This window comes from Betaproteobacteria bacterium, assembly GCA_009693245.1.
Classification (GTDB): Bacteria; Pseudomonadota; Gammaproteobacteria; order Burkholderiales; family SHXO01; genus SHXO01.
Genome location: SHXO01000005.1, coordinates 1 through 15088, shown reverse-complemented (window position 1 = coordinate 15088; position 15088 = coordinate 1). Strand labels below are relative to the sequence as shown.

The window sequence follows — 15088 nt, the reverse complement described above, 5'->3', positions numbered from 1 at the left end:
TTGTGAAACTTCTCACCTGCCCCATCAACGGCCCGCGGCCCGTTTCGGAATTTATCTTCGGCGGCGAAGTGCGCGCCATGCCGGACCCTTCCACCTGCTCGGATGAGCAATGGTCTGACTACGTGTTCAACCGCAACGGTGCCCCCGGCATCAAGAAGGAGTGGTGGTATCACCTACCCAGCGGCGTGTGGTTCATCGCCGAGCGCGACACCGCCGCCGACACCGTGCTGGGCACCTATCTGTGGGGCGAGGCGCCTAAGTGAGCGCACGCCTGCCTCCAGTAGAGGGCGAGTGGATAGACCGCTCGAAGCCGCTCGTCTTCCGCTTCGAGGGCCGCCCTCAGATGGGCTTCGAGGGCGATGTGATCAGTTCGGCCCTATGGGCCTCCGGCGCCCATCTCCTGGGACGCAGCTTCAAGTACCACCGGCCGCGCGGCATCTTGTCCATGGCGAATCACGACGTGAATACGCTCATGGAAGACAAGTTCCATATCAATCTACGGGCCGATACGATGCCGCTCAGGGAAGGCATGGATCTTTTCGCCGTCAATACTTTTGGCGGCGTGCGCGCCGATCGCGCGATGGTTTTGGATAAACTTTCTGCGTTCTTGCCGGTGGGTTTCTACTACAAGGCATTCCACGGGCGCTTCGCGCAAAAGTGGGAGCGGTTTTTCCGTTTCATGACGGGGCTGGGCACCCCTAAGTTCGGTCTGCCGCGCGTCTTCACGGCGAAGCGCTACGAATTCGTGGACGTCGCCGTGATCGGCGCCGGTCCCTCGGGGCTTGCGGCGGGAATCGAGGCCGCCCGCGCGGGGGCTTCGGTGCTCGTCGTGGACGAGAACACGCAAGCCGGCGGGAGCTTGGGTTATGCACGCGGAGGAAGCGATGCCAGTTACCAGCAACTGCAAACGCTCTTGCATGAAGCCCGGCAACTGAAGAATCTGGAAATCCGTAACGGCACCACCGCTTCGGGTTACTACGACGACCATTGGATAGCGTTGACGAGCGCGCACAAGATGAGCAAATTGCGCGCACGCGCGGCCATCGTCACCTCTGGCGTGTTCGAGCAGCCGGCCGTGTTCCGCAACAACGATCTGCCCGGCGTGATGTTCGCCTCTGCCGCCCAGCGGCTGATTTACCGCTACGCCGTGAAACCGATGAACAAGGCGGTGGTGCTCACTGCCAATCGCGAAGGATACGAGGCGGCGCTGGATTTGCACCGTCACGGCATCGCTGTCGCCGCCGTGGTCGATTTGCGCGCCGAAGGCGAACCCACATCCACGCCGCAAAGCACGCCGTTCCGGGTGTTGAAGGGCGCGTGCATCGTGAAAGCGATCCGCTCTGGGCAGCATGTTTCCGGTGTGCGCGTGGCCGGCTTCGGCGATGGCGCGGCGCAAGCAGATCGAAAAGAAACCATCCGTTGCGATGGAGTAGTAATGAGCGTTGGCTTCGCGCCCGCCGCCAACTTACTCTACCAAGCCGGTACCCAAATGCGCTACGACGCCCGCGTGGAACAGTTCGTCCCGGAAACCTTCTCGCCCGGCGTGTTCGCGGCAGGACGTGTCAATGGTGTGTACGAACTGAACGCGCGCCTCCTCGATGGCAAGCGTGCGGGTGCCGAGGCCGCGAGATATCTTGATCTGTCCGCCGCCACGGCGGTACAAGTGCCGGAGCAAACGCGCAAACCTACCCATCCCTACCCAATCGTGCCGCATCCCTCGGGCAAGAATTTCGTGGATTTCGACGAGGACTTGCAACTCAAGGATTTCCACAATGCGGCGCAAGAGGGCTTCGACAACATCGAGTTGCTCAAGCGCTATTCCACCGTGGGCATGGGCCCTAGCCAGGGCAAGCACTCCAACATGAATGCCGTTCGCATCCTCGCGCGCATTCGCAACGAACCCATCGATAAGATTGGAACCACGACGGCGCGGCCGTTTTATCACCCGGTGCCCATGTCGCATCTGGCGGGGCGCGGTTTTCATCCCATGCGGCAAACGCCCTTGCACTCGCGCCACGAGAAACTGGGCGCGGTGTGGATGCAAGCGGGCAATTGGTGGCGGCCGGAGTACTACGCGGCCCAAGGCCGAAGCAAACTCGAATGCGTGCGCACGGAAGCGCGCGCCGTGCGCAATGGGATAGGCATCATCGACGTGGGGACACTGGGAAAAATGGATCTCTTCGGCCCGGATGCCGGGGAATTTCTGGAGCGCGTCTACACGGGGCGTTTCGCCAATATCAAGGTGGGGATGACACGCTACTGCGTGATGCTGGACGAAGCGGGCGTCATCATGGACGATGGCGTCGTCGGCCGGCTCTCCGAGCAGCATTTTTACTTCACCACCACGACCACGGGTTCGGCCACCGTCTACCGTGAGCTGGTTCGATGGAACGCACAATGGGGTTTGGACACCGGCATCGTGAACGTGACGGGCGCCATGGGCGCCGTGAATCTCGCGGGCCCCAAGTCGCGCGAAGTGCTTTCCCAGCTCACGGCGCACGACTTGTCGGCGCAAGGTTTTCCATATCTCGGAATTCGGAATGCGCAAGTCGCGGGCGTGCCCTGCCGCTTGATGCGCGTGGGTTTCGTCGGTGAATTGGGCTACGAGATTCATGCGCCCGCCGAGTGCATGGGCCATCTGTGGGACGCCCTCATGGAGGCGGGGAACTCTCACGGCATTCAACCCTTCGGCGTGGAAGCGCAACGCCTGCTGCGACTGGAAAAAGGCCACGTCATCATCGGCCAGGACACCGACGGGTTGACCACGCCTTTCGAGGCCGCCATGGGCTGGGCGGTGAAGATGGACAAGCCATTCTTTGTTGGGCAGCGTAGCTTAAGAATCATTGGCCAGCGGCCACCGACGCAAGTCGCCATGGGTTTCGTGCTCGCCAAGGAGTTCGCGGGCGACGCCCCGAAAGAATGCCATTTGATCATTCATCAAGGCCAAATCGCAGGGCGCGTGACGAGCATCTCCTTTAGCGAGGCCCTCGGCCGGCACGCGGGCCTGGGCTTTATCGTCCCCGAGCTGGCGAAGGAGGACACAGCATTCACCATTCGCGCTGACGGCGGGCACACGACAGAAGCCACGGTGGTGAAGCTACCCTTCTACGATCCTTCGGGCGAGCGCCAGAAACTTTAGATGGAAAACCGCCTTAGCCCGCTGCATGATTTTTTCGAACCACTCAACCCGCACTGGGCAATGGTGCATGGCATGCGCGTGCCCATCGCGATGGAAGGAGACGCAAGCGCAAAACCCATTCGGATTAGCGATGCCAGTTGCCTGCAGCGCGCTGGTGTCAAGGGCGCCCAGGCCGAGGCCTGGCTCATCAGCCACGGCATCGCGGTTCCACCGGGAATCAACACCTGGTTGCGCACCCCGGAAGGAACCTTGGTCGCGCGGCTCGCGCGCAGCGAGTTCTTTCTCGAAGACGGCGCAAAAGCGGCGAAAATTAACCGGCTGCATTTCGCACCAGCATCGGGCGTGACTCCCGTGCTCCGGCAAGACGCGGCCCTGGTGCTTCACGGAGCGCGCGCGAATGATTTGCTCGTACAGGTTTGCAATATAAACTTCCGGGCGTGGAAGCCAGAAGACCACACCGTAGTCATGACTTCCATGGCAGGCGTGAGCGTGTTGGTTCTGTGGGAGCCCTATCAAGGCCTTGCGCGCTATAGGCTGTGGTGCGATTACACCTTCGCGCCGTACCTATGGGAAACGCTCGTGGAAATCGCGGGAGAATTGGGAGGCGGCGCGGTTGGATTGCGATCGCTCATGCCGGAGATTGACGAATGAGCAAGTGACAAGCATATGAACCAGCCCTCACCCTCGATCCCTCTCCCGGGGGGCGAGGGAAGAAAAGCCCTTCTCCCCGCGGGAGAAGGGTTGGGATGAGGGAAAACTGACAACAGGGAGAGGCGTATGACCCCAGCAGAAGCCAAGAAGTGGCTCAAGGCCAACAACATCAAATACATTCTCGCGCAGTTCGTGGATATCCACGGCTCGGCGAAGGCGAAGGCGGTTCCCGCCGAGCACCTGGACATGGTGCTCACCGATGGCGCCGGCTTCGCAGGCTTCGCATTGTGGGGTTTCGGCATGGGCCCGCAGGGGCCCGACTACATGGCGGTGGGCGATCTCGTGCAACTGCATACCATTCCCTGGATGCCAGGCTACGCGCGCATGACCACCATCGGCCATGTGAAGGGCAAACCCTATCCTTACGATTCGCGCTACGTGCTTAAAACGCAGTTGGAAAAACTCGCCAAGAAGGGCATCACGATGTACACCGGCATCGAACCGGAGTTCATGCTGCTCAAGCGCAAGGATGGCGGCGGCATTGCCATGTGCGACGAGACCGACACCCTCGAAAAACCCTGTTACGACTACAAGGGACTCGCGCGCAGTTCCGCCTACCTGGAGAAACTGGTCGAATCGGTGCGCGCCGTGGGCATCGATGTTTATCAAATCGACCACGAAGACGCCAACGGCCAGTTCGAGGTGAACTTCACCTACGGCGATGCGCTCGCCACGGCCGACCGCGTCATCTTCCTGAAGATGGCCGCCTCCGAGATCGCGCACCAAATGGGCTTGGTCGCCACCTTCATGCCCAAGCCCTTCTCCAACCGTACCGGCACAGGCTCGCACTATCACATCTCCATGGGCGATGCGAAGACCAAGAACCTGTTCCACGACGATAAGGACAAGCATAAGCTCGGCTTATCGAAGATGGGCTATCACTTCCTGGGCGGGTTGCTGCATCACGCGGGCGCGCTCACCGCCATTTGCGCCCCCACCATCAATTCCTACAAGCGCCTGGTCGTGGGCCGCGCGCTCTCCGGAGCCACCTGGGCACCGGCCTATATCACCTATGGCGACAACAACCGCACCTGCATGGTACGCGTGCCCTATGGCCGCCTGGAGATGCGGCTGCCCGATGGATCCTCCAACCCCTATCTCGCCACGACCGCCATCCTCGCGGCCGGACTGGATGGCGTGGAAAACAAGATGGATCCCGGCGAGCCCAACAACACCAACCTCTACGAGTGGAGCAACGAGGATCTCGCCAAGGCGAAGATCGGCTTGCTACCGCAGAACCTCAACGAAGCATTGAATGCCCTGGAGAAGGATAGCGTGATCCGCGATGCCCTCGGCAAGGATCTATCGGCGGAGTTCTTGAAGCTGAAGCGCATGGAATGGGTGGAATATTCGCGCCACGTTTCGCAGTGGGAAGTGGAACGGTATCTGGAATTTTTCTAGACTTCGTTTTGAAAAAACCGCCCAAAAATCCCACAGCATCACCCTCGCTGCCCGCCGAGGACACGAGCCGTTCGCTTGACCGATATATTGGCCACACAGTCAGGGAATCGCGGCGCAAGAACGATCTCACGCTGGCCGACGTCGCCTCGCAAGCTGGTATCAGCAGTGGCATGCTATCGAAGATCGAGAACGGGCAAGCCGCCACCAGCCTCGATACCTTGACGCGCATCGCGGGTGCGCTAGGCGTTTCTCTGTCGCAACTGTTTCGCGATTTCGATGCGCCCGCGGGCGGCGCGCAATTGGTAAAAGCAAACCAAGGCATGGAAGTCGTGCGCCGCGGCACCAAGCGCGGCCACACTTACCACTTGCTCGCCTACGACAAAGGCCCGCGAAAGAGTTTCGAGCCCTTTCTCATCACCATGGACGACGCGAGCGAAGTGTTCCCCAGCTTCGAGCACCCCGGCACCGAGTTCATCTACATCCTGAAAGGCAAGATCGAATACCGCCACGGCCGCCAAACCTATATGCTCGCACCGGGAGATTCCCTATCCTTTCGCGGCGATGTCCCGCACGGCCCAGAGCGCTTGGTTCAAACACCCATCCACATGCTTTCGGTGATTGTCTACGCAAGCAAGGACGAGGTCTAGAGTTCCGAAATTAATCGCACACAACCGCTTGGTTGTTGCGGGTAATTGGCCGCGTGCGACAGAAAGTTCTGGAACCGCGTGAGGCCTAATGGGCTCCCGCTTAGTATAGAGTCTGATTCTGAGATTCTCTATTCCTCTGGATGCTCGTGCCACCATTGGTTGAGCAGAACGCGTGGTAAGGAGTGCGCCCAAGAGGACCTGGTTGCGCGAAGGTGGAAACTTGGGAGTCGCAAGAGTAGATTCGCATGAATTGCTGAATTGTGGGGAGGTACAGATGTTCGAACCACGACGGAGCCGCCAAACAGACGGCAAGATGTCGCTGCCAGCGACAAGGCGCATGACGGTGGTTGCGCAGGATCCGAGCGTCCGCCGGCCGGCCAATCGCATCCTCATGGCGACGATCGACGTGCCCGCGGAGGACTTGATGCCGGGGCCCATCGGCTACCGCGTGCAGGTGGTGGACTACGATGCAAGCGCCTGTCGCTTTTATGGTTCCCACTCGCTTCCCGATTCGCAAGAGGATGAGCCGAAGGCGTGGGCGGCAGGCGATCCGAAGATCGTGGCCGATTTCCGGTTCCACGCCCAGAATACGTACGCGCTGGTGATGAAAACCCTCTCGCGTTTCGAGTTCGCGCTTGGACGCCGGGTGGGTTGGTCCTTCAAGGTTCATCAACTCAAGGTGGCACCCAACGGGCTGATGGACGCCAACGCTTCCTACAGCCGGCGCGACGAAGGGCTGGTGTTCGGGTACTTTCCGGGTCGCGGCAAGAACAACATTTATACCTGCCTGTCGCACGATATCGTGGTGCACGAGACCACGCACACGGCATCGCTACCCGGCGCGAGACCGAAGATCTGGATTTCGCGTTCGCGGTACCAGACTGGGCGGCGTTCGAGACGCTGCGACAGCGCTTGATTGCTTCAGGCAAGTTCACCGATCTCTCGGCGGCCGCGCACCGGCTACGACACCAGATCGACTTGCCTGTTGATCTCGTACCGTTCGGCAACGTAGAGACACCCGAAAGAACCATTGCTTGGCCCCCGAGCGGAGAGCAGGTAATGAATGTCTTTGGTTTTCGGGAGGCGCTGGCTACGGCACTCGAAACCCGGCTCCCGGGCGATATCCGGACGCATGTGGTCTCCTTGCCGGCGCTTGCGTTGCTCAAGATCGTTTGCTGGAAGGACCGTCACTACCAATCACCGCGCAAGGATGCGCACGACCTTATACTGATCCTCGGAAACTACTTGGGCGCTGGAAATGAGGCGCGCCTATTCGACGAGTTTGTGGGCTGGACGCGGGAAGAAGCTTTCGATTATGGGCTTGCAGGTGCGCGTACGCTGGGTCACGATGTGAGGACATTGCTCGGCGAGAAAGGCATCGAGCGCGTGGCCGGGCTACTTTCGGAGCAAGCAAGCTCGCATACACCGGCTCTTCTTCCGGCTGAGATGTACCATGCCGAGCCCGATCATGCGCGTGCGCTGCTGACCGCCATGCTGGGTGGCCTGTTGGCAAGCTGGCGGAAATGAGAGCGCAGGCGCCCACGAGAAACCCACGCTTACCCTACGCGACGACGAATAAATGAACTCCGCAACACTCGTCCAGAAGCTCTGGAATTACTGCAATGTGCTTCGTGATGACGGCATGTCCTATGGCGATTATCCTTCGGCTTCGCTCAGGACAGGCTCTGATCAACTCACCTATCTGCTGTTCCTCAAAATGGCCGACGAGCGATCGAAGCCGCCCTACAACCAGACGAGCCTGATTCCCGCGCAGTACGCATGGCCGTCGCTCCTCGCGAAGGACGGCGACGAGTTGTTCGACCACTATCGCCATGCGCTCGAGCGGTTGGGCAGCGGCAAGGGCCCCCTCGGGCTGATTTTCAACAAGGCGCAGAACAAGTTTGATTCGCCTCGCCTTATGGCGATGCTCACCCTGCGGGCGTCTTATCTCCAGTGGAGATTGTCAGGACCCGGCCAAGCTGCGGCGCGTGATCGTCGACCTCATCAACGAGGAGGACTGGTCGTCGATGGGCGCGGATGTGAAGGGCGACGCTTACGAGGGCCTGCTGGAGAAGAACGCGCAGGACACGAAGTCGGGTGCGGGCCAGTATTTCACGCCGCGCGCGCTGATCCAGGCGATGGTGGACGCGATCGCGCCCAAGCCCGGCGAGTCGGTGTGCGACCCGGCCTGCGGCACGGGCGGTTTTCTTTTCACGGCGCACAACTACATCGCGCAGCACTACCCGAACCTCACGCGCGAGGAGAAGCGCCAGTTGAAGGAGAGTGCTTTCCGCGGTTGGGATCTGGTGCAGGGCACGGCGCGGGTGTGCGCGATGAATCTGCTGCTGCACGCTCATTTTGCAAAATGCGGGCTCGGAGAAGAGCGTGCCGATCAAGGTATCCGGCGCGCTGGCAGCCGATCCTGGGAAGCGCTTCGAGGTGGTGCTCGCGAATCCGCCGTTCGGGAAAAAGTCGAGCACGATGATCCTCGGCGAGGACGGCCGGGCGACGACCGAGAAGGATATCATCGAGCGCGACGATTTCTTGGCCACGACCTCGAACAAGCAGTTGAACTTTGGCTCCGGCCGGCGCTTCGCGCCTTAACGTTCGCTGCGCTCACGTTAGCCTCCGCCACAACTTCGTTGTGTGCGGCACATCAAGACGCTGTTGAAGCCCCACGGCCGCGCGGCGGTGGTGGTGCCGCTCAGTTACGTAAATGCGCGTGCCCTTCGAAGGCGGCGCGGGTGAAACGATCCGCAGGAAGCTGCTGCATGAGTGCGAGGTGCACACGCTGCTGCGCCTGCCCACGGGCCTCTTCTACGCGCAAGGGGTGAAAGCGAACGTGCTTTTCTTCGACAAGAAGCCCGCGAGCGAAACGCCGTGGACGAAGAAGCTCTGGATCTACGACCTGCGCACGAACAAGCACTTCACGCTGAAGACCAGTCCGATGAAGCGCGAGGACCTGGAGGAGTTCGTGCGCCTATACAACCCGGCCCGGCGCCACGACCGTGCGCCGACGTGGACTGACGAAAAGGCACCCTCACCCCAACCCTCTCCCGCTGATGCGGGCGAGGGAGTAAATGGACGCTGGCGCGTGTACGACTACGACGAGCTCGTCGCTCGCGAAAACGAAGTTTCAGTGCAGGCTAACCTCGGCGAAGCCTAGGTTAAGGCGCAAAGCGGCGGCCGGAACTACAAGGCGAGCCTCGATATCTTCTGGTTGGAGGACGACAGTCTCGCCGACTCCGACAATCTGCCGCCCCCCGAGGTGATCGCGCAGGAGATCGTCGATGACCTGGAGGCGGCGCTGGAGCAGTTTCGGTTGATCGGGGGGGATTTGAATGGTGCGCCGCCCGTTTCTTCGGACTGACGGCGCCAGCCATTCTCCGAGTCCACTTAAAAATTCGACCAAAGACCGGGCAACGATGGCGAAGATCAGCCACAAGCTCAACTACACCAACAACCTCTTCTCGGTATGCAAATTCAGCCGCCGGAACATGGTCAGGAATTGGGTGAATTCCAGTTGGTGCTTGGCTTCAAGTTCCTTGGCCCGCTCGGAGAGAACGTCCCAAGCGGTGGGGTGAGGAGGCCTGCGGAAGGCCAGCACGATCACGTTGCCCTTCTCGAGGGCGGGCACTCGTAGCACGCGAGAGTCGAAAGCGGCTTCGATGCGCGCCACGTATTCGTCGTAGCGGCGGTCGCTGCCCCACAGATTGACCACCAGAATTCCATCGTCCTTGAGGTGCGCGAGGGCATCGCGGTAGAAAATTTCGCTGCATACGGATTCGGACTGCGAGCGCCCGTCGTAGCCATCCACCATGAGCACGTCGGCGTAGTCCGCTCTGGTGTTGATCCAAGGCGCTCCATCGCCCACGATAATCCGCAAGCGTTCGTCGTTGGCGGGGACCTCGAAATATTGCTGGGCGGCGCGCACCACTTCCTCATGCAGCTCGACGGCGTGAATATGCGTCTTGGGCAAGCGGCGGAGCAGCCACTTTTGCATGGAACCGCCTCCTAGCCCAATGGTCACCACCTGCGCGGGCTCGGGTTTGAACAGGAGGAAGGACATGGCGGTTCGGGTATAGGCCAGCATCAAGTGATCTGGCTGGCCAATGCGCATGGCACTTTGCACCGTCGGGCTGCCCAAATGCAAATAACGCACTCCCGCGCTCTCGCTCACGTCGAGTTGCAATTGCTCCTCGTCTTGTCTCCAGCGCGACCGGCGCCCCATCCACTTCATCCCGGTCTCCCAAGTTTCCCTAGAGCGCATTGTAAGATACGGGCTTTTTCAGGAAACTTCATGCGCGCATCGCGATTCTTTCTCTCCACCCTCAAGGAAGCCCCTTCCGAGGCGGAAACCACCAGCCACAAGCTCATGCTGCGCGCGGGCTTGATCAAGAAGCTGGGCAGCGGGCTTTATAGCTGGATGCCCCTGGGATTGCGTGTGCTGCGAAAGGTGGAGCACATCGTGCGCGAGGAGATGAATCGTAGCGGCGCCCTGGAACTGTTTCTCCCTGCCGTGCAGCCAGCGGAGTTGTGGCAAGAATCCGGGCGCTGGGACAAGTTCGGCCCGCAAATGCTCAAGATCAAGGACCGGCATGAGCGCGATTACTGTTTCGGCCCCACGCACGAGGAAGTCATCACCGACATCGCGCGTCGCGAGATCAAGAGTTACCGGCAACTGCCGGTGCATTTTTATCAGATCCAAACCAAGTTTCGAGACGAAATTCGCCCGCGCTTCGGAGTCATGCGGGCGCGCGAGTTCGTCATGAAGGACGGTTACTCCTTCCATGCGGATTTCCCCGGATTGGAACGCGAGTACCGCAACATGTACGACACCTATACGAGGATCTTTCAGCGCCTGGGCCTAGGCTTTCGTGCCGTGGCCGCTGATACGGGCGCCATCGGTGGATCCGGGTCGCACGAGTTCCACGTCCTGGCCGATTCGGGTGAGGACGCCATTGCCTTTTGTCCTACCTCAGATTTCGCGGCCAACGTCGAACTTGCGGAAGCCCTGGTACCCGCCACCGCGCGCGCGGCGCCAAGCGCGAGCATGCAAAAAATCGCCACGCCCAAGGCGCACACCATCGAGGAGGTGAGCGCGCTGCTGAAAATTGCCCCGCGCGACATCTTGAAAACGCTGATGGTCGTCAGCGATGCCGGGCAAGCGCACCTACTGCTCCTACGCGGCGATCACATGCTGAACGAAGTGAAAACGGCCAAGCGGCTCGCGGGTTTTCGCTTCGCCTCCGAGGCGGAAATCCGGCAACATCTCCAAGCCAGCCCCGGCTCCATCGGCCCGGTGGGCGCCAAACTCCCCGTGCTGGCCGATCGATCGGCGCAAGCCATGAGCGATTTCGCCTGCGGTGCCAACGAAGACGGTTTTCATTTCACCGGCGCCAACTTCGGGCGCGATTTGCCGGAACCGGGCGAATATGCGGACATACGCAATGCCGGAGCCGGCGACCCGAGCCCGGACGGCAAGGGTGTTCTGGACATTTGCCGTGGCATCGAGGTTGGCCACATTTTCCAATTGCGCACCAAGTATTCCGAAGCCATGAGTTGCACTTTTCTCGACGAGGCCGGGCAAACCCGCGCCATGGAGATGGGTTGCTACGGCATCGGCGTGTCGCGCATCGTGGCGGCGGCCATCGAACAAAATAACGACGAGCGCGGCATCGCTTGGCCGCTTCCGCTAGCACCCTTTCAAATTGCCATCGCACCCATTGGCTATAGCCGCGGCGTGGAAGTAAAGAAAGTGGCGGACCGGCTGTACGACGAACTCACCGAGGCCGGTTACGATGTGTTTCTAGATGACCGCGACGAGCGCCCCGGCGTGATGTTCGCGGAACTGGAGCTGATCGGCATCCCCCATCGCATTACCGTGGGCGAACGCGGGCTCAAGCAAGGCCAGGTGGAATATCAAGGCCGGCGAGAAACCAAGGCGCAACCGGTGGAATTGAGCCAAGCCGTGGAGTTCATGAAGGCGCATGTTCGCTGAGAAAGGACTACGGCGCTGGCTGCTCATCATTGGATTATTCGCGGCGCCAGCCGGCCACTGCGGCAACCAGAAGTACGAACCCTTATCGGATAGCGTCAAAGGCAATCTGCACAGCACGGTCGCCGATCAAGCCAGCCCCAGGCTCGTCTTCGATTCCGAAGCCCAAGCCCATCATTGGCTGGCCGACATGTCCCGACGGCTGGAAAAATATTTGCCAGATGCGGCTTACCGAGAAGATTTTCTGGTGAGCGTGCAATACGAAGCCAAGCGCGCGGGGTTGGACCCGCAGTTGGTATTAGGCGTGATCGACGTGGAAAGCAAGTTCCGCAAATACGCCGTATCGAGCGCGGGCGCGCGCGGATACATGCAGGTGATGCCCTTCTGGGTCAAGGTGATTGGTGAAACCCAACACAACCTTTTCCACATGCGCACCAATTTGCGCTACGGCTGCGTCATCTTGCGCCACTACCTGGATATCGAACGCGGCAACCTGGTGCGCGCCCTGGGCCGCTATAACGGCAGCCTGGGGAAGATGGAATATCCCAATCTGGTGATGAATGCATGGAAACGCTTGCGCTACAGCTATAAGCCAGGCGCACAGGAGAAACCCCGCCCGCCGGTGAAGTACATGGGCGAGACCTGAGTCTCTTCACTATCCGCCGGTGATTCCCGCCAATTGGCGCGGCGAAATTCTCCCCACGAACTTCTTGGCAAGGTTTCCCTTGGGGTCGTAAATCCAAGTGGTGGGCAATCCCTTGATGACGCCAAAGTGCGTCTTGACCGCGCGCTGGTCAAGCACGATGGGATAGGACACCATCAACGATTCCGCCAAGCGCAGTACCTCTTTTTTCTCCTCGTAATCCAGCGCCACGCCGATCACCACCAAGTCCTTATCCTTTCTTGCGTCGTAAGCGTCCACCAAGTCAGGGATTTCCTCCAAACAAGGCGGGCACCAGGGCGCCCAAAAATTCACCACCACCCATTTGCCCTTGAAATCCGCCAAACGCAGCTCGCGCCCGTCGCTGCCCTTCAACACGAAGCCTTGTGCCGCCGAAAGAACTGGAAGAAAGGACGATAGGAGGAATGACAGGACCGAGCAGAGGAATATCTTCTTCATGGGCGCACTCTATATAATCTTCGGCCAATATTCAGCTTGGGAATTCCATGTATTTTCCGCTTCGCGGCGATACCAATGCGTCCAGTGTATCCGCTGCGCGCCCCTGCGTGGTGACTTAGCCCGCATTTCTCACAAGCCGCCCCGATATGCAGTCAATTATTCTTCGTCCAACGCTCACCATTGAATCGATATCGATTTCCTGGATAGCAAAGGGCTGCGCGGGTGCTGGCGCGTTTATGCCGGCCATTTTCGGCATGCCCGTCTTGGCCGTATGTTCAATACGGCCAAGACGTTCGAGCCAAAACTGTCTCGCCTTAATTCGTGAAATGAGCGCGCCATCATCCCGCGCCCGTGTGAGAAATGCGGGCTGACGTGTTTCACGGCCGCGCCGCCCGCCAGACTGTTCGCCGGCATCTCAGCGGAGTCCTGTCCACTCACTCCGCGAAACACGCGGGCTTTCCCTATGGCAGTGCGGTACCGCACATGACGGATGCCCTAGGGCGGCCGGTGATTCTCATCAGCCACTTGGCCGAACACACCCACAACATCGAAGCGAACGACAAGGTAAGCTTCCTGGTGGCCGAAACGGGCGCGGATTTGCAAACCCATGGCCGCGCCAGCCTGCTAGGCCACGCGCACGTCATCGCGCACGAAGAAGTGCAAACGCGTTATTTGCGCTACCACCCGGAAGGCGAACGCAGCCTGGCCATCGGCGGGTTTAGGTTCTTTCGCATCGAGCCCTTACAGGTACGTTTCATCGAAGGGTTTGGCGGGATCCATTGGGTGCGGGGAGATTCCTATCTGGCGCCCCCCACGCCGTTGGACAACGCCGAAGAGGACATTTTGCAGCACATGAACTCTGACCACCACGACACCATGACGCTTTATTGCCGGCGCATCCATCGATACACGCCACGCTCGGCAAGTATGATTGGGATCGGCCAGGATGGCTTCGACATACGCGCGGATGAGCGCGTGCTGCGCTTTGAATTTCCCAACGCCGTCACGACTCCGGGCGAAGCTCGCAAGGCGCTGGTCGCCCTCGCGGATCACTGCCGCGAGCAATGATGCGTTCCGCGCAATGGGTTAGCAGCGTCACATTGATCGCTTTGATTGCTCTCTTCGTGGCATGGGAGCTTGTGCTCGCGCCGATGCGGCCAGGCGGATCTTGGCTCGTACTCAAGGTGCTGCCCCTGCTCCTTCCCCTGCGGGGAATCCTGCACGGGCGGCGCTATACCTACCAGTGGTCATCGCTCTTGGCATGCGTGTATCTGGGTGAAGGTCTGACTCGCGCGTGGACCGACGCGTTTCCATCCAATGTGCTGGCGGCAATCGAAGCCGCGCTTTGCGTGGTCTTCCTCGTGAGTACGGGCTACTACGCCAAGGCCACGCGCCCTTCGCTCAGAGCGCAATGACCTACCGGGGACGGTTCGCACCCACCCCCTCCGGTCCCCTGCACTTCGGTTCTCTGGTGGCCGCCACGGGAAGTTACTTGGAAGCGAAACGGCACGCGGGCGAGTGGTGGCTGCGCATTGACGACATCGATCCCCCGCGCGTTCAGCCAGGTGCCGCGGATGCGATTCTGCATTGCCTGGAACGCTACGGATTTCAGTGGGACGGGCCTGTCATCCATCAAAGCCGGCGCCGGGCAGCCTATCACGCCGCGCTCCATCGCCTACGGCAATTAGGCTTGGTCTACGCCTGCGCTTGCACTCGCAAGGAAATTGCGCGCATTGCACGCAGCAGTGCCGAGGGACCCATCTATCCGGGCACCTGCCGCACGGGTTGCGCCGCGCGAGGGCGGGCGCTACGCCTCGACACGCGCGGCCCCGCGATAGAATTCCTCGACGAATTGCAAGGCCCGCAACGGCGAGATATCGAGCACGACCTAGGCGATTTCGTTTTGTACCGCGGCGGCGCGGTCTATTCCTTTCAACTAGCCGCCGCCGTGGACGACGGCGATTACGCCATGACCCACATCGTGCGCGGCGCCGACTTGCTGGAATCCTCCGCGCGGCAAATCTACCTGCAAAAACTTTTGGGGTACGCCATGCCCTCTTATATGCATCTCC

Annotated in this window: 13 protein-coding genes and 1 pseudogene; 12 read left to right on the top strand and 2 right to left on the bottom strand. The window is 60.4% G+C overall.

All coding sequences use genetic code 11. The features are described 5' to 3' along the window. Positions 1-2 precede the first annotated feature (2 nt). The 7 genes and pseudogenes from EXR36_01395 (at position 3) to EXR36_01365 (ending at position 9268) form a co-directional block, all read left to right on the top strand. Complete coding sequence (locus tag EXR36_01395) at positions 3-263, top strand: sarcosine oxidase subunit delta (protein MSQ58328.1); 261 nt, start codon at positions 3-5, stop codon at positions 261-263. After that, positions 260-3139 carry an FAD-binding protein gene (locus EXR36_01390; protein MSQ58327.1) on the top strand — a complete coding sequence of 960 codons (2880 nt, stop codon included), beginning with the start codon at positions 260-262 and terminating at the stop codon, positions 3137-3139. Before EXR36_01395 ends, EXR36_01390 begins: the two co-directional genes overlap by 4 nt. After that, complete coding sequence (locus EXR36_01385) at positions 3140-3790, top strand: methylglutamate dehydrogenase (GenBank protein ID MSQ58326.1); 651 nt, start codon at positions 3140-3142, stop codon at positions 3788-3790. A 126-nt stretch (positions 3791-3916) separates the two neighbouring features. After that, complete coding sequence (gene glnT / locus EXR36_01380) at positions 3917-5251, top strand: type III glutamate--ammonia ligase (GenBank protein MSQ58325.1); 1335 nt, start codon at positions 3917-3919, stop codon at positions 5249-5251. After that, positions 5188-5898: an XRE family transcriptional regulator gene (locus tag EXR36_01375; protein MSQ58324.1), complete on the top strand. Its 711-nt coding sequence runs from the start codon at positions 5188-5190 to the stop codon at positions 5896-5898. The genes glnT and EXR36_01375 overlap by 64 nt, the downstream gene beginning before the upstream one ends. Positions 5899-6432: 534 nt before the next feature. Next, a complete protein-coding gene (locus tag EXR36_01370; GenBank protein MSQ58323.1) occupies positions 6433-7425 on the top strand; it encodes a hypothetical protein in 993 nt (330 codons plus the stop codon). A 52-nt stretch (positions 7426-7477) separates the two neighbouring features. Beyond that, positions 7478-9268 (top strand): annotated as a pseudogene (locus tag EXR36_01365) (SAM-dependent DNA methyltransferase). 81 nt (positions 9269-9349) lie between these two features. Here EXR36_01365 and EXR36_01360 read toward each other — a convergent pair. Continuing rightward, positions 9350-10168, bottom strand: a complete 819-nt coding sequence (locus EXR36_01360; protein MSQ58322.1) for a spermidine synthase — start codon at positions 10166-10168, stop codon at positions 9350-9352. A 30-nt stretch (positions 10169-10198) separates the two neighbouring features. Between EXR36_01360 and EXR36_01355 the strand changes: the two genes are divergently transcribed. Next, positions 10199-11899 (top strand): proline--tRNA ligase, encoded by a 1701-nt coding sequence (locus tag EXR36_01355; GenBank protein MSQ58321.1) that lies wholly within the window; start codon positions 10199-10201, stop codon positions 11897-11899. Then, the gene (locus tag EXR36_01350; GenBank protein ID MSQ58320.1) at positions 11889-12542 is read left to right on the top strand and encodes a lytic transglycosylase domain-containing protein; all 654 of its coding nucleotides are present in this window, start codon (positions 11889-11891) and stop codon (positions 12540-12542) included. Before EXR36_01355 ends, EXR36_01350 begins: the two co-directional genes overlap by 11 nt. 9 nt (positions 12543-12551) lie before the next feature. Here EXR36_01350 and EXR36_01345 read toward each other — a convergent pair whose 3' ends face one another. Beyond that, positions 12552-13016: a TlpA family protein disulfide reductase gene (locus EXR36_01345; protein MSQ58319.1), complete on the bottom strand. Its 465-nt coding sequence runs from the start codon at positions 13014-13016 to the stop codon at positions 12552-12554. A gap of 360 nt (positions 13017-13376) precedes the next feature. On the opposite strand from EXR36_01345, the gene EXR36_01340 reads away from it, so the two are divergent. The 3 genes from EXR36_01340 to gluQ form a co-directional block, all read left to right on the top strand. Next, complete coding sequence (locus EXR36_01340) at positions 13377-14084, top strand: DUF2470 domain-containing protein (GenBank protein MSQ58318.1); 708 nt, start codon at positions 13377-13379, stop codon at positions 14082-14084. Next, positions 14081-14431, top strand: coding sequence for a DUF2069 domain-containing protein (locus EXR36_01335; GenBank protein ID MSQ58317.1), 351 nt, complete (start codon positions 14081-14083; stop codon positions 14429-14431). Before EXR36_01340 ends, EXR36_01335 begins: the two co-directional genes overlap by 4 nt. Next, the coding region (gluQ, locus tag EXR36_01330; protein MSQ58316.1) for a tRNA glutamyl-Q(34) synthetase GluQRS at positions 14428-15088 on the top strand (661 nt) is incomplete at its 3' end. The genes EXR36_01335 and gluQ, both read left to right, overlap by 4 nt.